Source organism: Flavobacterium sp. GNP008 (assembly GCF_056428965.1).
In genome coordinates, this window is sequence record NZ_JBWJVL010000001.1 from 1,057,830 (window position 1) to 1,081,821 (window position 23,992).

Annotated in this window: 19 protein-coding genes; 16 read left to right on the forward strand and 3 right to left on the reverse strand. The window is 35.5% G+C overall.

What is annotated here, in order from left to right; all coding sequences use genetic code 11:
* Window positions 1-69 precede the first annotated feature (69 nt).
* The 8 genes from porZ to AC0608_RS04800 all read left to right on the forward strand — a co-directional run bounded on the left by porZ (window position 70) and on the right by AC0608_RS04800 (window position 10,101).
* Window positions 70-2,358 carry a type IX secretion system anionic LPS delivery protein PorZ gene (gene porZ, locus AC0608_RS04765; protein WP_478288304.1) on the forward strand — a complete coding sequence of 763 codons (2,289 nt, stop codon included), beginning with the start codon at window positions 70-72 and terminating at the stop codon, window positions 2,356-2,358.
* 37 nt (window positions 2,359-2,395) lie between these two features.
* On the forward strand, window positions 2,396-3,109 hold the full coding sequence (gene recO, locus AC0608_RS04770; protein WP_417959153.1) for a DNA repair protein RecO: 714 nt from the start codon (window positions 2,396-2,398) through the stop codon (window positions 3,107-3,109).
* A 110-nt stretch (window positions 3,110-3,219) separates the two neighbouring features.
* A complete protein-coding gene (locus AC0608_RS04775) occupies window positions 3,220-3,681 on the forward strand; it encodes a hypothetical protein (protein ID WP_417989742.1) in 462 nt (153 codons plus the stop codon).
* Window positions 3,671-3,874, forward strand: coding sequence for a helix-turn-helix transcriptional regulator (locus tag AC0608_RS04780; RefSeq protein WP_417959155.1), 204 nt, complete (start codon window positions 3,671-3,673; stop codon window positions 3,872-3,874). Before AC0608_RS04775 ends, AC0608_RS04780 begins: the two co-directional genes overlap by 11 nt.
* 353 nt (window positions 3,875-4,227) lie before the next feature.
* Window positions 4,228-5,265 carry an alpha/beta hydrolase gene (locus AC0608_RS04785; RefSeq protein ID WP_478288305.1) on the forward strand — a complete coding sequence of 346 codons (1,038 nt, stop codon included), beginning with the start codon at window positions 4,228-4,230 and terminating at the stop codon, window positions 5,263-5,265.
* A gap of 298 nt (window positions 5,266-5,563) precedes the next feature.
* Complete coding sequence (ileS, locus tag AC0608_RS04790) at window positions 5,564-9,022, forward strand: isoleucine--tRNA ligase (protein WP_417989744.1); 3,459 nt, start codon at window positions 5,564-5,566, stop codon at window positions 9,020-9,022.
* Between the two features lie 7 nt (window positions 9,023-9,029).
* The gene (locus tag AC0608_RS04795) at window positions 9,030-9,410 is read left to right on the forward strand and encodes a TraR/DksA family transcriptional regulator (protein WP_417989745.1); all 381 of its coding nucleotides are present in this window, start codon (window positions 9,030-9,032) and stop codon (window positions 9,408-9,410) included.
* Window positions 9,411-9,495: 85 nt separating this feature from the next.
* Window positions 9,496-10,101 carry a lipoprotein signal peptidase gene (locus AC0608_RS04800; protein ID WP_417959160.1) on the forward strand — a complete coding sequence of 202 codons (606 nt, stop codon included), beginning with the start codon at window positions 9,496-9,498 and terminating at the stop codon, window positions 10,099-10,101.
* Between the two features lie 65 nt (window positions 10,102-10,166).
* Here AC0608_RS04800 and AC0608_RS04805 read toward each other — a convergent pair whose 3' ends face one another.
* Genes AC0608_RS04805 through AC0608_RS04815 form a run of 3 tightly spaced genes read right to left on the reverse strand, consistent with a single transcriptional unit; the run spans window position 10,167 to window position 11,947 of the window.
* Window positions 10,167-10,364: a hypothetical protein gene (locus AC0608_RS04805; protein ID WP_417959161.1), complete on the reverse strand. Its 198-nt coding sequence runs from the start codon at window positions 10,362-10,364 to the stop codon at window positions 10,167-10,169.
* 37 nt (window positions 10,365-10,401) lie between these two features.
* A complete protein-coding gene (locus AC0608_RS04810) occupies window positions 10,402-10,974 on the reverse strand; it encodes a 5-formyltetrahydrofolate cyclo-ligase (protein ID WP_478288306.1) in 573 nt (190 codons plus the stop codon).
* Complete coding sequence (locus tag AC0608_RS04815) at window positions 10,964-11,947, reverse strand: succinylglutamate desuccinylase/aspartoacylase family protein (RefSeq protein ID WP_417959163.1); 984 nt, start codon at window positions 11,945-11,947, stop codon at window positions 10,964-10,966. The genes AC0608_RS04810 and AC0608_RS04815 overlap by 11 nt, the downstream gene beginning before the upstream one ends.
* A gap of 127 nt (window positions 11,948-12,074) precedes the next feature.
* Between AC0608_RS04815 and uvrC the strand changes: the two genes are divergently transcribed.
* The 8 genes from uvrC to pgi all read left to right on the forward strand — a co-directional run bounded on the left by uvrC (window position 12,075) and on the right by pgi (window position 23,873).
* Window positions 12,075-13,877, forward strand: coding sequence for an excinuclease ABC subunit UvrC (gene uvrC, locus AC0608_RS04820; protein WP_478288307.1), 1,803 nt, complete (start codon window positions 12,075-12,077; stop codon window positions 13,875-13,877).
* Between the two features lie 36 nt (window positions 13,878-13,913).
* A complete protein-coding gene (locus AC0608_RS04825; protein WP_478288308.1) occupies window positions 13,914-16,112 on the forward strand; it encodes a patatin-like phospholipase family protein in 2,199 nt (732 codons plus the stop codon).
* Window positions 16,113-16,300: 188 nt separating this feature from the next.
* Entirely contained in the window at window positions 16,301-17,458 is a 1,158-nt protein-coding gene (locus AC0608_RS04830; RefSeq protein ID WP_417959166.1) for a homogentisate 1,2-dioxygenase, read from the forward strand.
* 193 nt (window positions 17,459-17,651) lie between these two features.
* A complete protein-coding gene (gene hppD / locus AC0608_RS04835; RefSeq protein WP_417959167.1) occupies window positions 17,652-18,812 on the forward strand; it encodes a 4-hydroxyphenylpyruvate dioxygenase in 1,161 nt (386 codons plus the stop codon).
* Window positions 18,813-19,102: 290 nt separating this feature from the next.
* On the forward strand, window positions 19,103-19,873 hold the full coding sequence (locus AC0608_RS04840; RefSeq protein WP_417959168.1) for a DUF3108 domain-containing protein: 771 nt from the start codon (window positions 19,103-19,105) through the stop codon (window positions 19,871-19,873).
* Window positions 19,873-20,808 carry a tryptophan 2,3-dioxygenase family protein gene (locus AC0608_RS04845; protein ID WP_478288309.1) on the forward strand — a complete coding sequence of 312 codons (936 nt, stop codon included), beginning with the start codon at window positions 19,873-19,875 and terminating at the stop codon, window positions 20,806-20,808. The genes AC0608_RS04840 and AC0608_RS04845 overlap by 1 nt, the downstream gene beginning before the upstream one ends.
* Window positions 20,809-20,830: 22 nt before the next feature.
* Window positions 20,831-22,051: a M23 family metallopeptidase gene (locus AC0608_RS04850; RefSeq protein ID WP_478288310.1), complete on the forward strand. Its 1,221-nt coding sequence runs from the start codon at window positions 20,831-20,833 to the stop codon at window positions 22,049-22,051.
* A gap of 178 nt (window positions 22,052-22,229) precedes the next feature.
* Window positions 22,230-23,873: a glucose-6-phosphate isomerase gene (gene pgi / locus AC0608_RS04855; RefSeq protein ID WP_478288311.1), complete on the forward strand. Its 1,644-nt coding sequence runs from the start codon at window positions 22,230-22,232 to the stop codon at window positions 23,871-23,873.
* Window positions 23,874-23,992: the final 119 nt, after the last annotated feature.

Genomic DNA, 23,992 nt, shown 5'->3' on the forward strand with positions numbered 1-23,992 from the left:
TTTTTTTAAGTAACAAAATGCTAATACTTTCGATTGTTCTATATTTGTAAACCAATATTCATGCAAATAATGAAAAAGAGCGTTTTATATTTTTTGCTTCTGCTTTATGTACAAATGGCTTTAGCTCAAAAGGATTTGTCGTGGCAAGGTTATTTCTCTTACAATGAAATTAAAGATGTCTCGCAATCTGGAACTACTGTTTTTGCCGCTTCCGAAAATGCATTATTTTCCAAGAATACGACAACAAATCTCCTTAAAACCACCAATACTGTAGATGGCCTCTCTGGGCAAACCATCTCTTCAGTATACCACAGCATGTCATTCAATAAAACAGTTGTAGGCTATGAAAACGGCTTGATAATAATAGTCAATGAAGCGGATGGAAGCATCCTGAATGTAGTGGATATTATTAATAAACAACTTCCTTCTGGTATAAAAAAAATCAATCATTTTATGGAATTTGAGGGCATTCTTTATGTCTCTTGTGATTTTGGAATTGTTCAATTCAATTTGGTCAGCATGCAATTTGGCGATACGTATTTCATCGGGGATAATGGAGCTGAAATAATAGTGTCTCAAACAGCAGTATTCGATGGGTTTATTTACGCAGCTACAAACAATGGAATAAAAAGAGCGGCTATTTCTAATAAAAACTTAATCGATTTCAATCAATGGGCAACAGTTGCAATGGGAAATTGGTCTAGCGTGACTCCTTTTGGTGCGGATTTATATGCAATCAATTCAGCAGGATATATTCATAAATTTAATTCTGTTTCCAATTCTTTCATAGGATTTATTTCGCAATCACAACCTTCGTCAGATATGAGGGCAGTGAAAGATCATTTGATAGTAACGACACTAAGCCGTATTTATATTTACAACAGTCAAATGGCCTTGGTCCGTCAGATAAACACAAACCAAATTATGGAAAGTAATCCTAGTTTTACATGTGCCACCCTAATAGGAGATGCTGTTTTTATTGGAACAAAAGAAAATGGATTGATTGCGACTTCCCTTTCTTCGGCCGTAACTTTTGAAAACATAACGCCTACCGGCCCTTCCAGAAACAATATATTTGCGCTTCAGGCCACATCTAATGTGCTATGGGCTGTTTACGGAGATTATACCGGAGATTATAATCCGTATCCGTTAGACAGTTACGGGTTAAGTAAATGGAGTGCCGTAGGATGGTTGAATATTCCGTATAAAGAAGTTTTAGGGGCGCAATCCATGACAAGGATTACAATTAATCCAAGCAATGAAAACGAAGTATATGCAAGTTCTTTTTTTTCAGGATTATTAAAAATAGAAAATGACAAACCAAAAATTTTGTACAATCAAACCAATAGCGGTTTAGAGTCTTTGACCTTTGTGGGTCCTGATTATATAGACATCAGGGTTAACGGAACGGCATTTGACAAATTAGGAAATCTTTGGGTGACTACCAGCCGCATAAAAAATGGATTAAAAGTATTAAAACCAAACGGGCAGTGGCAAAGTTATGCCATGGATGCTGTTTTGACTTCAGCGATAGATAATAATTTTGGTACAATTGCCATCGATAAAAATGGAACCAAATGGCTTTCTACCAGTGAAGATGGGGTTGTTGGTTTTAATGAAAGTAACAATAAATTTAAAAAAATAACAACAGGACCCGATACTGGGAATTTGCCAATTTCAAATGTAAGGGTGGTCGCAGTGGATAATAGAAACCAGCTTTGGATAGGAACGACAAAAGGATTGCGGGTTTTGCCGAATGTAGGTAGTTTTCAAACAGAAGACCAAATGACAGCGAATCCAATAATAATTTTAGAAGATAATTTGGCACAGGAGTTATTGTACGAACAATTTATTACGGACATTGCTATCGATGGAGCCAACAATAAATGGATTGGCACTGCGGATTCAGGCTTGTTTTTAGTATCGCCAAACGGACAGGAAACCAAGTACCATTTTACAATAAACAATTCACCATTGCCCAGTAACGTTATAAATGACATCGATATAAACAATGTTACCGGCGAAGTTTTTATCGCTACTGCTAAAGGGCTGGTTTCTTTCAAAGGAGTTTCGACTGCTGCCAATGATGATTTAAGTAATGCGTATGTGTATCCAAATCCGGTGCGACCAGAATACCAAGGCACCATTAAAATTGCCGGATTACTGGATAAAGCTACTATTAAAATCACCGATATTGAAGGGAATTTAGTGCATGAAGCGACTTCCGAAGGTGGAACACTAGAATGGGACACCACTGCTTTTGGGAAATACAAAGTCGCTTCTGGAGTGTACATGATATTTATTTCGGCACAAGACGGAGTAGAAACGAAAGTTAAAAAAGTAATGATAATAAGGTAATCAGAAAATTGAATTTTTCAATCTTTAAATTAAAACTGTGCTCGTAAAAACCAAAGCCATCGTCATTTCGTCTTTAAAATTTCAAGAAAAAAGCTTGATTGTAAAATGTTTTACGTTGTCGCATGGTTTAAAATCCTATTTTGTTCGAGATGCTTTTTCCTCCAGAAAATCCAATCAAAAAATCGCGTATTTTCAACCGTTGACCATTCTCGAAATTGAAGCGGTTCATAAAAACAAAGGCACTTTAGAAAACTTCAAAGAGATAAAAATTGCCGAACCTTTCCATTCAATACATTCGGATATTTATAAAAGCACAATCGTAATGTTTATTTCTGAAATGCTGCACCATTCCATTCACGAAGAAGAAACGAACGAGCATCTTTTTACTTTTCTGGAAACGGCATTGCATTGGCTCGATAATCATGATGAAATTGCCAATTTTCATCTCATTTTACTATTGGAAACCACAAAATATTTGGGTTTTTATCCTGATATTTCTGACATGGACATGCCTTTTTTCGAAATGACCGAAGGTATTTTTACCCCTTTTCATGCCATCAGTTCGCTCACGGAACATGAAAGTAATTTGTTCAAAAAACTGATTGACCTAAAATTCGATACCAATCAAAAAACATTCCACGTCATCGAAAGACAAATCGTTTTACGAATTCTAATCGATTACTACAGTTTTCACTTGGACGGCTTTAAAAAACCAAAATCATTAGACGTTTTGAAAGAAGTTTTTTCATAGGTGGAAAAAATTTCTTCATAATTTATTTTTGTATCAAAAAGTAAAGTATATTTGTCTTTTAATCAAGTTTATTGTCCTTTATGGAAAGCAAGCTTTAACTACTTAACTTTATGGAACCAAAAGCAAAACAAGAAGGAGATATTGAAAAAATTGATAAGTTTACAGGTTATCAATTACCCAACAGATTTAAAATTATTGGATTAATATTGTTTGTTATGTCATTCTTTTCTGTTCCACTTATTTCAATCTATTTAGAAAATAGTAAACACCAAGATTTATTTCAAAGGATAGGTTCGACTCTAGCTATTTTAAGTTTGCTCATGATTGCAATTTCTAAGGAAAAAGTAGAAGATGAGTTAATCGCAAAGATTAGGATGCAATCCTACCATTACGCTGTTATTGGAACGGTATTAGGCTATTTATCACTGCCATTTGTTAATTATATAATTTCCTTTAGTTTTTCTGATGCCCCAAAAATGGAAGGTGTTAAGGATATTCCAATATTTGGGTTTTTATTGTTCATGCAAATTCTTACTTTCCGTAAGTTAAAAAAAGCGTATAATGAAGAATAGACTAAAAGTAGAACGCGCCATTTTAAATTTAACTCAAGAGGAATTGGCAGAGAAAATAGGGGTTTCTAGACAAACGATAAATTCAATTGAAACCAATCGGTTTGTGCCATCAACAGTTCTTGCCCTAAAATTATCAAAGTTATTTGAAAAATCGGTTAATGATTTCTTTGAGTTAGAAGGCGATGAAAAATAATAGGTAATAACTACAAGTTGATAAGAAACCGTACATAGTTCAGACAGTCAAGAATTAGTACTATTTTTTCTGATTTAGCTTACTATTAAAAATGCTATTAAAGAACTTATAAATTTTAAAATTCTCAAATAATTATTTACTATATTTGATATAAATAAGTAATTTTTTTCATTTTTAACCTACTGAAAATCAAAATTTTGACTACCCGAGTCTTTTAAAGTAAACTTGCTAATATATTGTTAGTCGCGTTTTAAAAGGCTATATCTTAAAGAGTAATTTGTTAAATAGCACGTCTCATTTTTTTGAATTCACCTACAGAGTTTAATTATACCTTTAAATTAAAAAAAGATCAAATGAAATCAAAATTCAAAAAAGTAGGAACATTATTGTTAGCCATTGCTTTTTCTAGTGAAGTGTCTGCACAAACAAAAGATGCTTCACAGGATCCTAACATTGAAAGCAATATTAGAGGGTTTCTTAAAGTGCTAAATTCGGGAACAGGAAAGCCATTAGAGCAATTGTCTCCTGTCGAAGCTAGAAAAGTGCTTGTAGGTGCTCAAGCATCTGTTAAGGTTGATATGTCTGGTATAACTGTTACTGAAAAGACAATTGTTGAGAGCGGAGAAAGCATTAAAATAAATATAGTGAAGCCAGAAAATGCAAAAGGGACATTACCTGTCTTTATGTTTTTTCATGGTGGTGGCTGGGTGCTGGGCGATTTCCCTACACATCAACGAATGGTACGTGATTTAGTGGTTGCCTCTGGTGCGGTAGCCGTTTTTGTAAATTACACACCCTCTCCAGAAGCACATTACCCTGTTGCCATTACTCAAGCCTATAACGCAACAAAATGGGTAGCAGCACATGGGAAAGAAATTGGTGTTGATGGAAAACGCCTAGCGGTTGCAGGAAACAGCGTTGGAGGAAATATGGCTACTGTTGTTGCACTGATGGCTAAAGATAAAAAAGGACCAGAGATTAAATTACAAGTTTTATTTTGGCCTGTAACCAATGCTAATTTTGAAACAGAATCTTATAATTTATTTGGCAAAGACCGATTCCTGACTAAGAACTTAATGATGTGGATGTGGGATAATTACACAACAGATCCTAAACAGCGTAAAGAAATTTATGCTTCCCCTTTACTAGCGACTACCAACCAGTTAAAAGGATTGCCACCCGCATTAGTACAAACTGCCGAAAATGATATTCTAAGAGATGAAGGAGAGGCGTATGCCCGTAAATTAGATGAAGCAGGAGTAAAAGTCACAGCAACTCGTTACAATGGAATGATCCACGATTGGGGTTTATTAAATGCAATAAGTACAATTCCCGGCACAAAATCAGCGTTGTTGCAAGCTGCAGCGGAATTAAAAAAGGCACTTAAATAGTTTGGCTTTTACAACAATAGCTTAATGTAAGTTTTCTAAAAAGCATCCTGAATCTTGAATTCTAGATGCTTTTTATTTGTTTTAGAGCGTTTTTTAGGACTAGTTTATGGATTATTTTTTGTTCGGGATTAAAAAATATTTGCAGCTATTTTACTTCGTTGGTGGTCTTTATTTAAGTTTTCACTCCTTTGAATCACCATAAAGGATTCCGTTACGCTCTCACGCAAAAATTCGTCGCGCATTACTCATTACTCATAACTATTTATTACTTTCGCAATTCGATTTAGAAAAGGATAAAATGAGCACAAAATTTACTGAATACAAAGGACTTGACTTACCAACTGTGGCGTCAGAAGTTCTGGATTTTTGGAAGAAAGAAAACATATTCGAGAAAAGCGTAACCACTCGTGAAGGAAACACCCCATTCGTATTTTTTGAAGGGCCGCCTTCGGCAAATGGATTGCCAGGAATTCACCACGTAATGGCACGTGCTATTAAAGATATTTTTTGCAGGTATAAAACTCAAAAAGGGTTTCAAGTGAAGCGCAAAGCGGGCTGGGATACCCACGGTTTACCTGTGGAACTGGGTACTGAAAAAGAATTAGGAATTACCAAAGAAGATATAGGAAAAACCATTTCCATCGAAGAATACAACGAAGCGTGTAAAAAAACCGTAATGCGTTACACAGACGTATGGAATGATTTGACTGAAAAAATGGGCTATTGGGTGGATATGGAAGATCCATACGTGACCTATAAATCCAAATACATGGAAACGGTTTGGTGGATTTTGAAACAAATCTACAATAAGGATTTGATGTACAAAGGCTATACCATTCAGCCGTATTCTCCAAAAGCAGGCACAGGATTATCTTCTCATGAAGTAAACCAACCGGGAAGTTATAGAGATGTGACAGATACGACTGTTGTGGCACAATTTAAAGTGATTGATGCGCATAAAGAGTTATTGTTCTCTAAGTTTTATGATTACATCAGTTCTCATAATTTAGTACAGTATAAGTTAGAAGTTTTGGATTTAGAGGAAATCTTTATCCTAGCATGGACCACAACGCCTTGGACATTGCCAAGTAATACGGCTTTGACTGTAGGTCCAAAAATTGAATATGCTTTAGTAAAAACATTCAATCAATATACGTTCCGTCCGGCAACATTGATTTTGGCTAAGAAATTAGTAGCCAAACAGTTTGGGAAAGGGTTCTTCGAAAGTAGTGAACCTGCTGATTTTGAAAACTTCAAAGAAGGCGATAAGAAAATTCCGTATCAGGTTTTGGCGGAATGCAAAGGAGCGGATTTAGTTGATATTCGTTACGAACAATTAATGCCATTAGTGCTGCCGTATCAAAATGCTGAAAATGCTTTTAGAGTAATTTCTGGAGATTTTGTAACCACCGAAGATGGAACAGGAATTGTGCACACATCGCCTACTTTTGGTGCTGATGATGCCAAGGTAGCTAAAGAAGCTACGCCAGAGATCCCGCCAATGTTAGTTCTGGACGAAAATGGAACTCCGGTTCCGTTAGTAGATTTACAAGGGAAATTCACCTCACATGTGGGAGAATATGCTGGTAAATACGTAAAAAATGAATATTACAACGACGGTGAAGCGCCAGAACGGTCTGTAGATGTTGAAATCGCCATTCGATTGAAAGAAGAAAACCGAGCATTTAAAGTAGAGAAATATGTCCACAGTTATCCACATTGCTGGAGAACAGACAAGCCTATTTTATATTATCCACTGGATTCTTGGTTTATAAAAATCTCGGAAGTTAAAGATAGAATGTTTGACTTGAACGAAACCATCAACTGGAAGCCAAAAGCAACCGGAGAAGGACGTTTTGGAAATTGGTTAAAAAATGCCAATGACTGGAATTTATCACGATCCAGATTTTGGGGAATTCCATTGCCAATCTGGAGAACCGAAGACAAACAAGAAGAAATCTTAATCGGTTCTGTTGAAGAATTATACAACGAAATCGAAAAATCAATTGCAGCTGGTTTTCAAAATCAAAATCCTTTCAAAGGGTTTGAAATAGGGAATATGGCAGAAGAAAACTACGATTTAGTGGACTTGCATAAAAATGTAGTTGACGAAATTACTTTGGTTTCTGCATCCGGAAAACCAATGACGCGAGAAGCTGATTTGATTGATGTTTGGTTTGATTCAGGTTCTATGCCCTATGCACAATGGCATTACCCTTTTGAAAACAAAGATAAAATTGACGAGAATAAGGATTTTCCAGCGGATTTTATTGCTGAAGGAGTCGATCAAACGCGTGGTTGGTTTTATACCTTGCATGCTATTGGGACCTTAGTTTTTGATAAAGTAGCCTATAAAAATGTGGTTTCTAACGGATTGGTTTTGGACAAAAATGGACAAAAAATGTCTAAACGTCTTGGGAATGCAGCAGATCCATTCGAAACATTAAAGGAATACGGCCCAGATGCGACGCGTTGGTACATGATAGCGAATGCGAATCCTTGGGACAACTTGAAATTTGATTTAGAGGGAATTGCTGAGGTACGTAGAAAATTCTTTGGAACACTATACAACACGTACTCGTTTTTTAGCTTATATGCGAATATTGATGGATTCAAATACGAAGAAGCGGAGATTCCATTAAGTGAAAGACCGGAAATTGATCAATGGATCATTTCTGAATTGAACACTTTGATACAAGAAGTGGATGGTTTTTATGCGGATTATGAGCCTACTAAAGCCGCTCGTGCCATTTCTGAATTTGTACAGGAAAACTTGAGCAACTGGTACGTTCGTTTGTGCAGGAGACGCTTCTGGAAGGGGGAATATGCACAAGATAAAATCGCTGCGTATCAAACCTTGTATACCTGTTTGTTAACCATAAGTAAATTGGGTGCGCCTATTGCGCCTTTCTTCATGGACAAACTTTACAGAGACTTAACGTTAGCAACACAGTCAGAAAAATATGACAGTGTACATTTGGCGGAGTTTCCAATTTCGGTTGAAAACTATGTTAATAAAATGTTAGAGAGCAAAATGCAGAAGGCGCAGACCATTTCATCTTTGGTTTTGTCACTTCGAAAAAAGGAAATGATAAAGGTACGTCAACCCTTGCAAAAGGTAATGATTCCGGTACTTGATGAGAATCAAAGGGCTGAAATAGAGGCGGTTTCTGATCTCATAAAAGCAGAAGTTAACGTGAAAGAGATAGTGCTTTTGGACGATGCCTCAGGAGTTTTGGTAAAACAAGTCAAACCTAATTTTAAAGCGCTAGGACCCCGTTTTGGTAAAGATATGGGATTGGTTTCCAGAGAGATACAAGGTTTCACAGTAGCTCAGATAAGTCAATTGGATAAGAAAGGAAGTCTGGATGTTATAATTGCAGGAAATAACGTAACTTTAACTTTAGAAGACGTTGAAATAACTTCACAAGATATTGAAGGTTGGCTGGTAGCCAACTCAAATGGCATAACGGTTGCGCTTGATATAACAATTTCTCCAGCATTGAAACAAGAGGGTATTGCAAGAGAATTGGTAAACAGAATTCAGAATATTCGTAAAGATTCAGGATTTGAAGTTACGGACAAAATTAAAGTTCAGCTGAAAAGAAATGGGTCTTTAGAAGAGGCAATTATTAAAAATGAAGCGTATATAAAATCAGAAACATTAACCAATCATTTGGTTTTTGTCGATGAAATTGAAAACGGTACAGAGATAGAATTTGATGATATAAAAACAATGATATTAATTTCAAAATAATATAAAAATGGTAGATGAAATTGCAAAATACTCAGAAGCTGATTTAGCAGAGTTCAAAGAGATAATCCTTGGTAAAATTCAAAAAGCACAATTAGATTTAGATTTGATAAAAAGTGCCTATATGAATGATTTAAATAATGGAACTGATGATACATCACCAACATTTAAAGCTTTTGAAGAAGGGAGCGAAACGATGTCTAAAGAAGCAAACTCGCAACTGGCGATTCGTCAGGAAAAGTTTATCCGTGATTTGAAAAATGCTCTGTTCCGTGTTGAGAATAAGACGTACGGAATTTGTAAAGTTACAGGCAAATTAATTGGAAAAGAAAGATTGAAAATTGTTCCTCACGCCACAATGAGTATCGAAGCGAAAAACCTGCAACGATAATCCCTTTGTTAAACACTATTTAACGCTCCATTGGGAGCGTTTTTTTTGATTAAATTGCTATTTTTGCGCCACTAAAATTTATAAAATGTCATTACGAAAAGCGTATCTCCTTATTTTTATTCTATTGCTTGTTGATCAAGTTTCAAAAATATACATTAAAACTAATTTTATTTTAGGAGAAGAAGTTGAAGTGTTCAAATGGTTCAAAATCTTATTCATAGAAAATGAGGGGATGGCATGGGGTACTGAAATTCCAGGTGCTTATGGCAAGTTAGTCCTAACCTTGTTTAGACTGGTTGCAGTAGCTGGAATAGGATACTGGTTGTGGGACTCTGTTGAGAGAAAACACAGTTCGAATTACTTGATTGTAGCTATTTCATTAATTCTTGCCGGTGCATTTGGCAACATTATAGACTCTGTTTTTTACGGAGTTATTTTTGATGATAGTCAACAGCAACTAGCGACTTTGTTCTCTGATCAGCCTTATGGAACCTGGTTTCACGGTAAAGTAGTCGATATGTTTTACTTTCCTTTTTGGCATGGAAATTTACCAAGCTGGCTACCCATTTGGGGCGGAAGAGAATTTACTTTTTTTAACGCTATTTTTAATATAGCGGATGTTGCCATTTCAACAGGGGTTGGTATTTTGATTTTTTTCAATAATAAAGCATTTCATCATAAAACGGCATAAATTTTTCAATCAGAAATTTATAAAATAAAAAAGACCTATTTCAGGATAGAAATAGGTCTTTTAGATTAATGTTTGTTTTGTCCTGGAGCATAACGTTTGGCACTTTTGCCGCCATATATTTTTTTAGCTTGTCCAGGTGGAAGTTTTTTAGCGTTATAGGTTGATCTGCTAGTTCCAGTACGAATGCTGCAGTTTGATAATGAAACTGCAAATAGAATTACCATAAGGGATACGGCAAATCTTGAATTTTTAAATGTTCTCATAACTTATTTAGGTTTTATCGGTTGCGAAAGTACGAATTCAAAATTTAAAGGAGTGAATGGAATCGGGTGTCACACAATAATCTAGCTTTACATCACCTTCAAAAATATCGGTAATTAGTTCTTCTGGTTCAAATAGCGAAAGCCCTACCTTGATTATATCGGGTTTGCATTTAGATAAAAAGGTATCATAAAACCCCATGCCATACCCCACGCGATGTCCTTTTTTATCGAAAGCCAAAAGTGGTACAAAAACTACCTCAATTTTAGTTGAAGGCACTTCAATTCCATCTACAGGTTCCGGAATATTGTATTCGTTTTTTTGTATTCGAGTATTGTCTGTCAATAGGAAATGAGTCATGTTACGGGTCGTGAAATCAGCTTTCGAAACCAGAATTTCCTTGTCTTTTCCCGATAATACGTGCAAAACATATTCGGTGTTGACTTCCTTATGTTCCATAATGGGAAGGAAAATATGAAAGTACGTTTTATCCCAAATGGGAAGTTTTAGTAGTGTATTGGAGACCGCTAAGCTCAATTCGTCAATTTCATTTTCAGAAAGGGAATTTCGTAAGGCTTTGTATTTTTTTCGTAAGGCTGTTTTATTCTTCATCTTCTTCATTAGTGTTTGACAGGTGGTAAATAGCATCACCCTCATAAACAATAGGAGAATGATTGGCGTTGATTACGTAACCATCATTTGGCGCTTTAACTTTTCGCTCAAACTTCCCATAGGGATCGGTTATAGTAGCTAGAATTGTTCCCTTTTGTACAAAATTACCAATAGTATTATAATCGTGCAATAATCCGGAGCACTTGGCTCTAATCCAACCTGATTTTTCAATATAGATTGACGGCGATTTTGGTTTCATAACGATATGTTTTGGATCTAACATACCAAGATGAGACAACAGGCGTTTTGCACCATTAACTCCTTCGTCAGCAACGAAATTATTAATATCAAGTGATTTACCGCCCTCAAAAAGCAGCATTTTTACATTCATTTTTTCACTGGAACTTCGGAAAGAACCTGAAATGTTTTTGGAATACAACGTAAACGGAGCATTAAAAACATCGGCTAATATTTTTAATTGTTCATTGTTCTGGGTAAGACGAATTTGTGGCGCATTGAATCGACTGGCACCACCAGCATGAAAATCTACAGCATATTGTACAATTGGCATAATCTCTGTTAAAATATGAAAGGCAAATCTACTGGCTAATGATCCGGTTTTGCTACCCGGAAAAACCCGATTTAAATCCCGGCCGTCAGGAAATTCCCTGGATTTATTGACAAATCCATATACGTTTATGATAGGAATACAAATAATTGTGCCTTTTTTTGGTCTGTTTATTTTCTTGCTGATCAATTGCCGAACGATTTCTACACCGTTAATTTCATCTCCATGAATTCCTGCAGAGAAAAGCACGACCGGGCCATCAATTTTAGAGCGTCTTACAATAACGGGGATGTTTAGTTTTGTGGTGGTGTGTAATCGGGCAATTTCGACATTGATGGTTTTGCTTTCGCCGGGAACAATGCTTTCGCCGAAAATTACGATTGGTGTGGTATTGGTTTTTATCATAGGTTCTTGAAACCATAAAAATAACGATAATAACGAATTAGAAACTACAATTCTGATAAAAATTTCGGCAGAAAGATTTCAAGAGTATTGATTTGTATTTCGTGATTTTTGAGATTAACTTTGTTACATGAATCCAACTACTTTAGTGCTTCAAATTCAAACATTACCGGATGGGCCCGGCGTATACCAATATTACGACAAGGAAGGGAAAATTTTGTATGTGGGTAAAGCCAAAAATTTAAAAAAAAGAGTTTCTTCTTATTTCAATAAAATTCACGATACGGCCAAAACCAATGTGCTCGTAAAGAAAATTGTAACCATAAAGCACATCGTGGTTCCTACGGAAACCGATGCGCTGTTACTAGAAAATAACCTGATAAAAACCCTGCAGCCCCGTTACAACGTGTTGTTGCGGGATGATAAAAGTTATCCTTGGTTGTGTATCAAGAAAGAACCTTTTTCTCGGATATTTGCCACCCGAAGAATGGTCAAAGACGGGTCGGAATATTTTGGGCCGTATACCAGTTTCAAAACCGTCAGCACTATCTTAGAACTCATCAAAGAGTTGTATCCGTTACGGAGTTGTAATTATGATTTAAGTAAAAGCAATATCGAAAGTGGAAAATTTAAGGTGTGTCTCGAATACCACATTGGTAATTGCATGGGGCCTTGTGAAGGATTAGAAACTTTAGAAAATTATCAAAAGCAGGTGGATGCCATTCGCGAAATCCTGAAAGGAAATTTCAAAGAAAGTATGAAGGATTTCAAACGGGTCATGACGAATCTGGCAGCCGATATGCATTTTGAAGAAGCCCAAAAAATTAAAGAGAAAATAGAAGTTCTCGAAAATTACCAATCACGCTCTACGATTGTAAATCCAAAAATTACGAATATTGATGTATTTTCAATTGTCTCGGATGAAAGTGCGGCCTATGTAAATTTTCTGCAAATTTCTCATGGTTCGATTATTCGTTCGCACACGATGGAAATCAAAAAGAAATTGGATGAACCCGATGAAGAATTACTAGAATTGGCGATTGTCGAGTTACGTGAACGTTTTCAATTGCTGTCTCGTGAAGTTATCGTTCCGTTTCACGTAGATTTAGGGGAACATATAAAAATTACCGTTCCGCAGCTAGGGGACAAAAAGCAAATTTTGGATTTGTCCATTCGAAACGCAAAGTTTTACCGAATCGAACAACTGAAACAATTGCAAATTGTAGATCCGGATCGCCATACAAAAAGGATTATGGCTCAAATGCAAAAAGACTTGCGTTTGCCGGTAGAGCCAAGGCATATCGAATGTTTTGATAACTCGAACATTCAAGGAACGAATCCTGTTTCGGCTTGTGTGGTTTTTAAAGATGGAAAACCTAGTAAGAAGGATTACCGTCATTTTAATATTAAAACGGTTGAAGGGCCGGATGATTTTGCTTCGATGACCGAGGTAGTTTATAGACGATACAAACGATTGCTGGACGAAAAAGAACCCTTACCTAATTTAATCATTATTGACGGAGGAAAAGGACAATTATCAGCAGCACTGAAAAGCCTTGATGAATTGGGTTTGCGAGGAAAGATTGCTATAATTGGTATTGCCAAAAGACTGGAAGAGTTGTTTTATCCGGGTGATTCTATTCCGTTGTATTTAGATAAAAAATCAGAGACACTCAAAATAATCCAGCAATTGCGGAATGAAGCGCACCGATTTGGGATTACACATCACAGAGATAAAAGGAGTAAGGCAGCATTAAACTCTTCCATTGAAAGCATTCCCGGTATTGGTGAAAAGACGATGTTAGCCTTAATCCAACACTTTAAAAGTGTTAAAAGATTAAAGTTAGCGACAGAAAAAGAAATTTCTGACGTTATAGGTATATCAAAAGCCAAAAAAATTACCGAATTTTACAAGGCCACAAACGAAAATTAATACACCCGCATTTGATGACGGAATAAATTGCTGTTTATGAAGAAAATCACACTATTACTGATTGTTTTAAGCAGCTTAACGGTTTTTTCACAAGCGCAAAAAAGACCCAAGATAGGCTTGGTTTTGAGTGGTGGTGGTGCAAAAGGATTTGCTCATATAGGAGTTCTGAAAGTATTAGAAGAAGCAGGTGTCAAGATTGATTACATTGGAGGAACCAGTATGGGAGCTGTTATTGGCGGACTTTATGCTTCGGGTTACAATGCAAATCAGATTGATTCTATTTTTCAGGCCACAAATTTCAATGAATTAATCAATGATTTTATTCCCAGATCTTCCAAAAATTTCTACGAAAGAAGAAACGACGAATTGTATGCGTTGGTTTTGCCGTTTAATAAAATGAAAATTGGAATTCCGGAGGCATTGTCAAAAGGAATGTACAATTATAACTTATTGAGTAGGATAACAAGAAATGTAAGAGATGTAAAGGATTTTAATCAGCTTCCAATTCCTTTTTTATGTATTGGTACCAACATAGAAACAGGGGAAGAAGTGTTGTTAAACAAAGGCAATTTAGCTCAAGCGATGATTGCCAGCTCTGCATTTCCCTCTTTGTTTTCTCCTGTTGAAATTGATGGAAAAATCTTAGTTGATGGGGGAGTTGTTAATAATTATCCCATTGAGGAAGTACGAAAATTAGGGGCGGATATAATTATAGGTGTTGATGTTCAAAATGATTTATTGGACAGGACACAACTAAAGGATGCGACTAAGATTTTAGTGCAAATTACGAATCTTCAATCTATAGAGCGAATGAAGAGAAATGTGAGTGACACCGATATTTATATCAGACCCGATGTAACACAATACGGTGTAATTTCTTTTGACAAAGGAAAAGAAATAATTAGAAAAGGGGAAGAAGCTACTTTTGCGGTTTATGAACAAATAAAAAAAATTGTTGATGAGTCCAATCCGTGTCGAAAGCCTAAGCTTAAATTTTATTCGGATAGCTTGCAGATAGGAGCTATAAATAGCAATGAATTAGATAATTATACAAAAGAGTATATCATTAGTAAATTAAAATTCAAACCAGGAACAAAGACCTGTTATGATGATTTGTTAAAGGGAATTAATAATATCAATGCCACTCAAAATTTTAGTGCTATCTCGTATACATTGGAACCAAATAAAGAGAATGTAGATCTGAATATCAGTTTAACAGAAAATGGAACAAAAACGTATTTGAAATTCGGATTGCATTATGATAATTTATTCAAAAGTGGTGTTTTGGTAAATTTGACTCGCAAAAAAACACTTTTTAAAAACGATATCGCTTCTCTTGATGTTGTTTTAGGAGATAATATCAGATATAATTTAGACTACTATATTGAAAATGGATTTAATTTAAGTTTTGGTTTTAAATCGAATTACAATCAATTTAATAGAAATATTGCCAGAGAAATAAGCAGTTTGAATTTAGAAGGTTTAGGGATTAATTCTATCAATGTGGATTTCATGGATCTCACGAATCAAGCTTATTTTCAATCTTTATTTGTTCAAAAATTTTTAATTGGAGGAGGAGTTGAGTTGAAATATTTAAAGATAAAATCCGAAACATTGTCCAATGTTGACCCAACGATTGACAATAGTAACTATCTAAGTCTTTTCGGCTATATGAAATTTGACTCTTTTGATAATAAATATTTCCCTAAAAACGGGTGGTATTTTACCGGAGATATTCAATCGTATTTGCTCTCGTCTAATTATACCGGTGATTTCAAACCCTTTTCGATTGCTAAAGCTGATTTTGGTGTAGCAGCTTCCTTATTCAAAAACGCAACAGTAAAATTTCAAACGGATGCTGGGTTTTCTTTTGGTCAGGAAAGTGTTTCTTTTTTTAATTTTATTTTGGGTGGGTATGGATATAATCCGCTTAATAACTTCAAATATTTGTATGGATACGATTATTTGAGTGTAGCTGCCAATAGTTATATAAAATCTACAGCAACAGTAGATTATGAATTTTATAAAAAAAATCATGTCAATTTTTCGGCAAATTTTGCTAATATCGGTGATCGGATTTTCGAGACTGTAGATTGGATCTCTATTCCAAAATACTCAGGATATGCAGTAGGATACGGTTTAGAAACCGTAATTGGCCCTGTAGAGATAAAATATTCCTGGTCACCAGAACAGCCCAAAGGCTTTACTTGGTTCAGCATTGGGTTTATGTTTTAATTGTAATTTATTTCAATATTAATTCCGATATTTGTTATCATGAAAACAACTTGGAGCGGTTTATTAGGATATCTGCAATTTCTCATCAAGAGGAATCCCGAATAGATTGCATTTTTTTGATTTAATTAAATAAGTTTAGTTCGATGAAACTTTAAACTTTAAGACTATCACTTTTAAACAAAAAAATCATGCCTTTATATCATAAATTGGGAAATTTCCCCCAAAAAAGACACACGCAATTCGAAAAGCCAAATGGTGGATTGTATTATGAACAACTTTTTGGAACAGAAGGTTTTCACGGACACTCCGCTTTGTTATATCACGTTCACAGACCAACACAGGTAAAGGAAATTCTAAAATCCTATTCGGTAGAGCCGAAAATTGCCATTGGAAAAAACATAAAATCGTTATTATTAAAAGGGTTTGAGCTAAAACCGGAAGATGATTTTCTGGACAGTCGCAAAGCGATGTTAGTCAATAAAGATTGTACTATTGGGTTAGCCGCGCCAAGGCAATCATTACGAAACTATTTCTATAAAAATGCCGATGCCGATGAAATGATTTTCATTCATAAAGGAAAAGGAAAATTGCGCACCATGATGGGGAATATCCCTTTCGAATATGGTGATTACTTGATTATTCCTCGCGGAATTATCTATCAAATTGATTTTGAAACAACGGAAAATCGATTGTTTTATGTAGAATCATTTGCTCCATTTTATACGCCTAAAAGATATAAAAACGAATCAGGTCAACATTTGGAACATTCTCCATTTTGCGAGCGTGACTTTATTTTGCCAACAGAATTAGAAACGCACGATGAAAAAGGAGATTTTTTAATCAAAATCAAAAAAGAAGGAATGATACACGAATTCGTTTACGCTTCGCATCCCTTTGATGTAGTAGGTTGGGACGGATATAATTTCCCTTACGGATTCAGTATTCACAATTTTGAGCCTATCACAGGTCGGGTGCACCAGCCGCCACCGGTTCATCAAACTTTCGAAACTTCGACATTTGTAGTTTGTTCCTTCTGTCCGCGATTGTATGATTACCACCCAAAAGCAATTCCGGCGCCTTATAATCACAGTAATATCGATAGTGATGAGGTGTTGTATTACGTAGATGGCGATTTTATGAGCCGCAACAATATTGAGCAAGGGCACATTACATTACATCCAAAAGGGATTCCGCATGGGCCCGCACCAGGAGCAATGGAACGCAGCATCGGTCATACTGAAACCCACGAATTAGCGGTAATGGTTGATACATTCCGCCCGTTAATGGTAACCGAAGTGGCTATGGGACTTGATGATGGCCAGTATTATAAATCTTGGGTAGAATAATCAGGAGCTATTTCCTGCTGTACACTTTATCTTTTCCTGACTAAAGAAGCCAGAAAAAGGATGCCGTTTCCATCAGGGCTGGGCTTTATTATAATCAATAATATTTTTTTAAATAATTTAATCTGTGTAAATCTATTGTAGTAGCGTCAACGGCGTTCTGGAATTAGCGATACCGAATCAAAAAATAGATACCATGTCAAAAGAAGTAAAATCAGTAGAATACGGACTCGAAAAAATATTTGAAGGAGCACAAGATTTCCTTCCTTTATTGGGAACCGACTATGTAGAATTCTATGTAGGAAATGCAAAACAATCCGCACATTATTATAAAACAGCTTTCGGTTACCAATCCTTGGCGTATGCCGGATTAGAAACCGGAGTGAGAGACAGAACGTCGTATGTCTTAAAACAAGATAAGATTCGTATTGTATTAACCACGCCCTTAACGCAAGATTCTCCCATACATGAGCATTTGAGAAAACATGGTGATGGCGTGAAAGTTGCCGCTCTTTGGGTAGAAGATGCCACTAGTGCGTACGAAGAAACCATGAAGCGGGGTGCGCGCTCTTTTATGGAGCCAACAGTAGAGAAAGATGAGCATGGAGAAGTAGTGCGTTCCGGGATTTATACTTATGGGGAAACCGTGCATATTTTTGTGGAGCGCAAAAATTACAATGGTGTTTTCTTGCCAGGTTATAAGGAATGGAAATCAGATTACAATCCAGAACCAACCGGTTTAAAATACATTGATCACATGGTGGGAAATGTGGGTTGGAACGAAATGAACACTTGGGTGAAGTTCTATGAAGAAGTAATGGGATTTGTGAATTTTCTTTCTTTTGATGACAAGCAAATCAATACGGAATATTCCGCATTGATGAGTAAAGTAATGTCTAATGGAAACGGAAGAATCAAATTTCCAATCAACGAACCTGCCGAAGGAAAGAAAAAATCACAAATCGAGGAATACCTTGACTTTTATGGTGGACCTGGAATTCAGCACATCGCAATAGCAACCGATGATATTATCCAGACAGTATCTCAACTTAAAGCGCGAGGAATCGAATTCTTATCGGCACCTCCGCATACCTATTATCAAGCAATACCGGAGCGATTGGGCGATCACATGAAAATGATGAAGGAGGATTTAAATGAAATTGAAAAATTAGCCATCATGGTTGATGCTGATGAAGAAGGATATTTACTGCAAATATTTACAAAACCGGTCCAAGACAGACCAACCTTGTTTTTTGAAATTATACAAAGAATGGGAGCCAAAGGTTTTGGTGCAGGGAACTTTAAAGCGCTATTTGAATCAATTGAGAGAGAACAGCAATTGCGAGGAACGTTATAAAAAAGCATTATTTTTATAGATAGTGAAAAAATAATCGATGAATAGCGTGTTTTTTTGTAAATGTTGTGTTAAACTTTATTTTTCACTAAAATAACTGAATTTGTTAGCTACCTTTGCACTCGCAAAAAGGGAAGGGGTGGTTTCCTTCCTGATTTCATATAAATTTCATAGTTTATAGTTTTTTGGTTAGTTAATAGCATAAAAACTCAGTCATTATTTGACTGAGTTTTTTTGTTTTAATATATTTGGAACAAAATTTGCTTACAGACAGTATCTTGACAAATTAAGTAATGAAAAAACTAATCTTATTCTTTGTATTGATTATTACCGTAAGTTTTGATTCTCCCCAAGAGGACGCTTACGATGTGGGGGAATGGTTTAAATTTAGGATCCATTACGGGATTGTCAATGCGGGTTATGCTACCCTGGAGGTAAAAGATGCAATTGTCAATAACAAAAAGACTTTTCATGTAGTGGGTAAAGGCTATACAACAGGAATGTCACGCTTTTTTTTCAAAGTAGATGATCTTTATGAAAGCTATATTGATAAGGAAACCAGAAATCCATACCAGTTTGTCCGAAAAATTAATGAAGGCGGGTATACTAAAAACCAAGAAGGCTTTTTTAATCAGTCTACCAATAAAGTTGTTGTAAAAGATTACAAACACAAGACCGAAAAAACGCTATACATTCCAAAAAACACACAAGATATTTTATCTACCTTTTATTATTTAAGAAATTATCCTACTATTGATAAGTTAAAGATTGGGGAATCAGTGGCAATCGATATGTTTTTTGATGATGAGACTACAAAGTTCAAACTAAAATTTATCGGACGAGAAAGCATAACTACAAAATTTGGTGTTGTTCCTACAATGATTTTTAGGCCTTTAGTACAATCCGGGCGGGTTTTTAAAGAACAAGAAAGTCTTACCGTATGGATTTCGGATGATGATAATAAAGTACCGTTAAGAATAAAAGCCAGTCTGGCAGTAGGTTCAATTAAAGCAGATCTTGATGCATACAAAGGGTTGAAAAATCCTTTTAAAACAAAAAAATAATGAACAATAATGAAAATTCAGAAGCTATTTTAAAAGAAATTGAGCTTAAGTACGATGCAATAAATCAAAAAACGGAGACCCAGTTAGAGGGATTGTTGTGGTCAAAACCCATTACATACTGGGATTATATTCAAACAGATGCTTTGTTAGCTCTTCAAATTCAACGAACTACGCTTCCTGATGAAATGGTTTTTATTATGTACCATCAAGTGAATGAATTGATTTTTAAGATGGTACTTTGGGAAATGAAGCAAATTTCATATTGTGAGAATATCAATACGGTCTTTTTTACAGAACGACTAATGAGAATCAGCCGTTATTTTGATATGTTAACGACCTCTTTTAGCATTATGGGTGATGGAATGGAAGTAGAACAATACATGAAGTTTAGAAATACGCTGACTCCTGCTAGCGGTTTTCAAAGTGCACAATACCGTTTAATAGAATTTTCGTCTACTGACCTAATAAATTTGATCGATCACCGTTATAGAGATTCAATAGATAGAAACACATCATACGATTTTGCTTTAGAGCACCTGTATTGGCAAGCTGCAGGTAAGGATTATCACACCGGTAAAAAATCGTTTTTATTGGAGGAGTTTGAAAAAAAATATAAGAATTTGTTCCTGAGCCATATGGAAGAATACAATACCATTAATATTTGGCAAAAATTCAAACAATTACCAGAATTAGATCAAAAAAATCCAGAACTAATTCAAGCGATGCGCCATTATGATCATACGGTGAATATTACGTGGGTAATGCAACATTTGAATACAGCAAAAAAATATATTGATCAAAGCGGGAAAGGAGATGGCGAAGCTACTGGAGGAAGTGACTGGAAAAAATACATGCATCCCAAATACCAGAGAAGAATTTTCTTCCCGGAATTATGGAGTAGCCATGAATTAGACAATTGGGGAGTAGAAATGTAGATTGAATAAAAAACAACAAGGTTTGAAACAAATATTTATAGTTATTATAGCACTATTCTTTTTAATATCATGTAACAAAAAAAAGGAAATAGAGCCAGAGAAAACAGTGAAAGTTGTTCCTAAAAAAAGTGAGTTCGGATTTGTATATGCTGATTTTAATGTAGTCCACGATACTATAAAAAGAGGAGATACTTTTGGGACCTTATTAGAAGAGCAGAACATTGGGGAGCGAAAAGTATATGATATTATTGCCAAAGTAAGAGACAGTTTTGATGTGAGAAGCATCAGGATAAATAAACCTTTTACAATCCTGCGATCTAAAAACAAGAAACATAATTTAGAGGTTTTTATCTATCAACCCGATAATTTAAGTTATTACGTAGTTGATTTCCGTGATACAGCACTAGTGGTTTATAAAAAAACCAAACCCATTACCATTAAACGACGCACTATTGGCGGAGTTTTAAAAGAATCATTGTCTGAGACTTTAGGAAATGCCAGAATTGAAGGGGCTCTAGCAAGCAAAATCGCCAAAATTTATGCCTATTCCATCGATTTCATGAAGCTTAAAAAAGGAGATCGTTTTGCAATCACTTTTACGGAGCGGTATATAAATGATACGGTTTATGATGGGGTCGAGGAACTTGAGGCTTCGTTTTTTGAATATGGAGGGAAAATTATTTATGCATTTCCTTTTGCTCAGAACCCTAATTCAGATAAAATACAATACTATAATGAAGAAGGGAAAACACTAAAAAATTTCTTTCTAAAATCACCAATAAAATTCAGCAGAATATCCTCACGGTTTTCATCCAGTCGATTTCATCCGGTGCAACACCGTTGGAAAGCACATAAAGGAACGGATTATGCTGCACCTCGCGGAACTCCCATTACCGTTACCGCAGGGGGTATTGTAGAACAAAGTGGGTTTACTGCGGGAAATGGAAATTTTGTAAAAGTAAAACACAACGGAACGTATTCGACACAGTACTTGCACATGTCCAAAATATTGGTAAGACGCGGACAACGGGTCAATCAAGGTCAAGTTATTGGCTTAGTTGGGAGTACAGGTCTTGCTACAGGACCGCATGTATGTTATCGATTTTGGAAAAACGGTAGACAAGTAGATGCACTAAAACTTAAATTGCCTAATGGAGAGCCAATGAGTGGTAGTAATAAAAATCGTTTTATTAAAATAATCACCCCATTAAAATTTCAATTAGACAGTGTTGCTAATTTATAATTGTACAGCGCTAGCTTAACCGTATTTTTTTTGAAAATGAGGGGCTTGGGGCAATTTCAAAGTGGTACAATTTGTGGTTTTGTTGTTAAATTGTGATATAATTCGAAACACTTTTTCCATTAAAACTAATTTGAGTATTTTTGCCTAAATTTTTAACCTTACTACAATTTTTTTATAAATGGCTTTAAATACAATAAACCCAACAGAAACAAGCGCTTGGAAGAAACTTGAAATTCATTACTTAGAGATGAAAAAAGCTTCTATGCAAGAGCTATTTTTATTAGATGGAGAGAGAACAGAAAAATTCAATTTGAAGTGGAATGATTTTTTAATCGATTATTCTAAAAATATTATCAATCAAGAAACAATTCAACTATTGTTAGAATTGGCTACTGAAGTTGGCTTGAAAAGTGCGATTAAAGATTATTTTGATGGGGCACTCATCAACCAAACAGAGAATAGAGCTGTATTGCATACTGCCTTGCGTGCCAATGAATCAGCAGTTACTACTGTCGACGGAATTGATATAATTCCTGAGGTGTATGATGTAAAAAATAAAATTAAAGCCTTCACGGATGAAGTGACTTCAGGAGAAAGAAGAGGGTTTACAGGAAAACTCTTCACGGATGTTGTTAATATAGGGATAGGAGGTTCTGATCTAGGACCCGCTATGGTTGTTGAGGCTTTAGAGTTCTATAAAAATCATTTAAATGTTCATTTTGTTTCTAATGTAGATGGAGATCATGTAAATGAAATCATAAATAAATTAGATCCAGAAACTACTCTTTTTGTAATTGTTTCTAAAACATTTACCACACAAGAGACCCTAACTAATTCTGAGACAATCAGAAAATGGTTCTTACAGTCTGCAAAACAAGAAGATGTGGCTAAGCATTTTGTTGCAGTTTCTACAAATATTCAAAAAGTAACAGATTTTGGGATAAATCCTGACAATGTTTTTCCTATGTGGGATTGGGTTGGAGGTAGGTTTTCCCTATGGAGTGCAGTAGGACTTACGATAAGTTTAGCGGTGGGTTATGACAATTTCGATGGACTTTTAAAAGGGGCCAATAAAATGGATGATCATTTTAAAACCACTGATTTTGATACAAATATGCCAGTAATTTTGGCCTTATTGAGTATATGGTATAATAATTTCTTTGGGGCAGAAAGCGAAGCTTTAATTCCCTATACACAGTATCTGCAAAAACTAGCGCCTTACCTGCAACAGGGTACAATGGAAAGCAATGGTAAAAGCGTGGGTCGCGATGGGAAGCCGGTAAATTATCAAACAGGAACTATCATCTGGGGAGAGCCGGGTACTAATGCCCAACACGCATTCTTTCAATTGATTCATCAAGGAACAAAGTTGATCCCAGCGGATTTTATAGGTTTTGTAACCCCTTTATACGGTGATAATGATCATCATGATAAGCTAATGTCTAACTTTTTTGCACAAACAGAAGCGTTAATGCATGGAAAATCAAAAGAGCAAGTTCAAGCTGAATTTGAGCAACAAGGGTTAGCCGCACAAAAAGCAGAATTTCTTCTGCCTTTTAAAGTCTTTTCCGGTAACAAACCTACCAATACTATTTTGATTCAAAAACTTACCCCGGAAACTTTAGGTTCTCTGATCGCGCTCTATGAACATAAAATTTTTGTACAAGGGGTTATCTGGAATATTTTTAGTTTTGATCAATGGGGAGTTGAATTGGGTAAACAATTAGCGAATTCAATTTTAGAAGAAATTAACACGAAAACAGTTAAAAGCCATGATAGTTCTACGGCTTTTTTACTAAACCATTTTTTATTGAATAAATAGGATTTTTTTAATCACTGTTTTTAATAATTTCTAATGTAATTTAAACTTTTTGATCTTTTCATGAGAACATATGAGATTCAAAAGCCCTGATTTTAAGTAATTAGGGCTTTTTTTTGTAG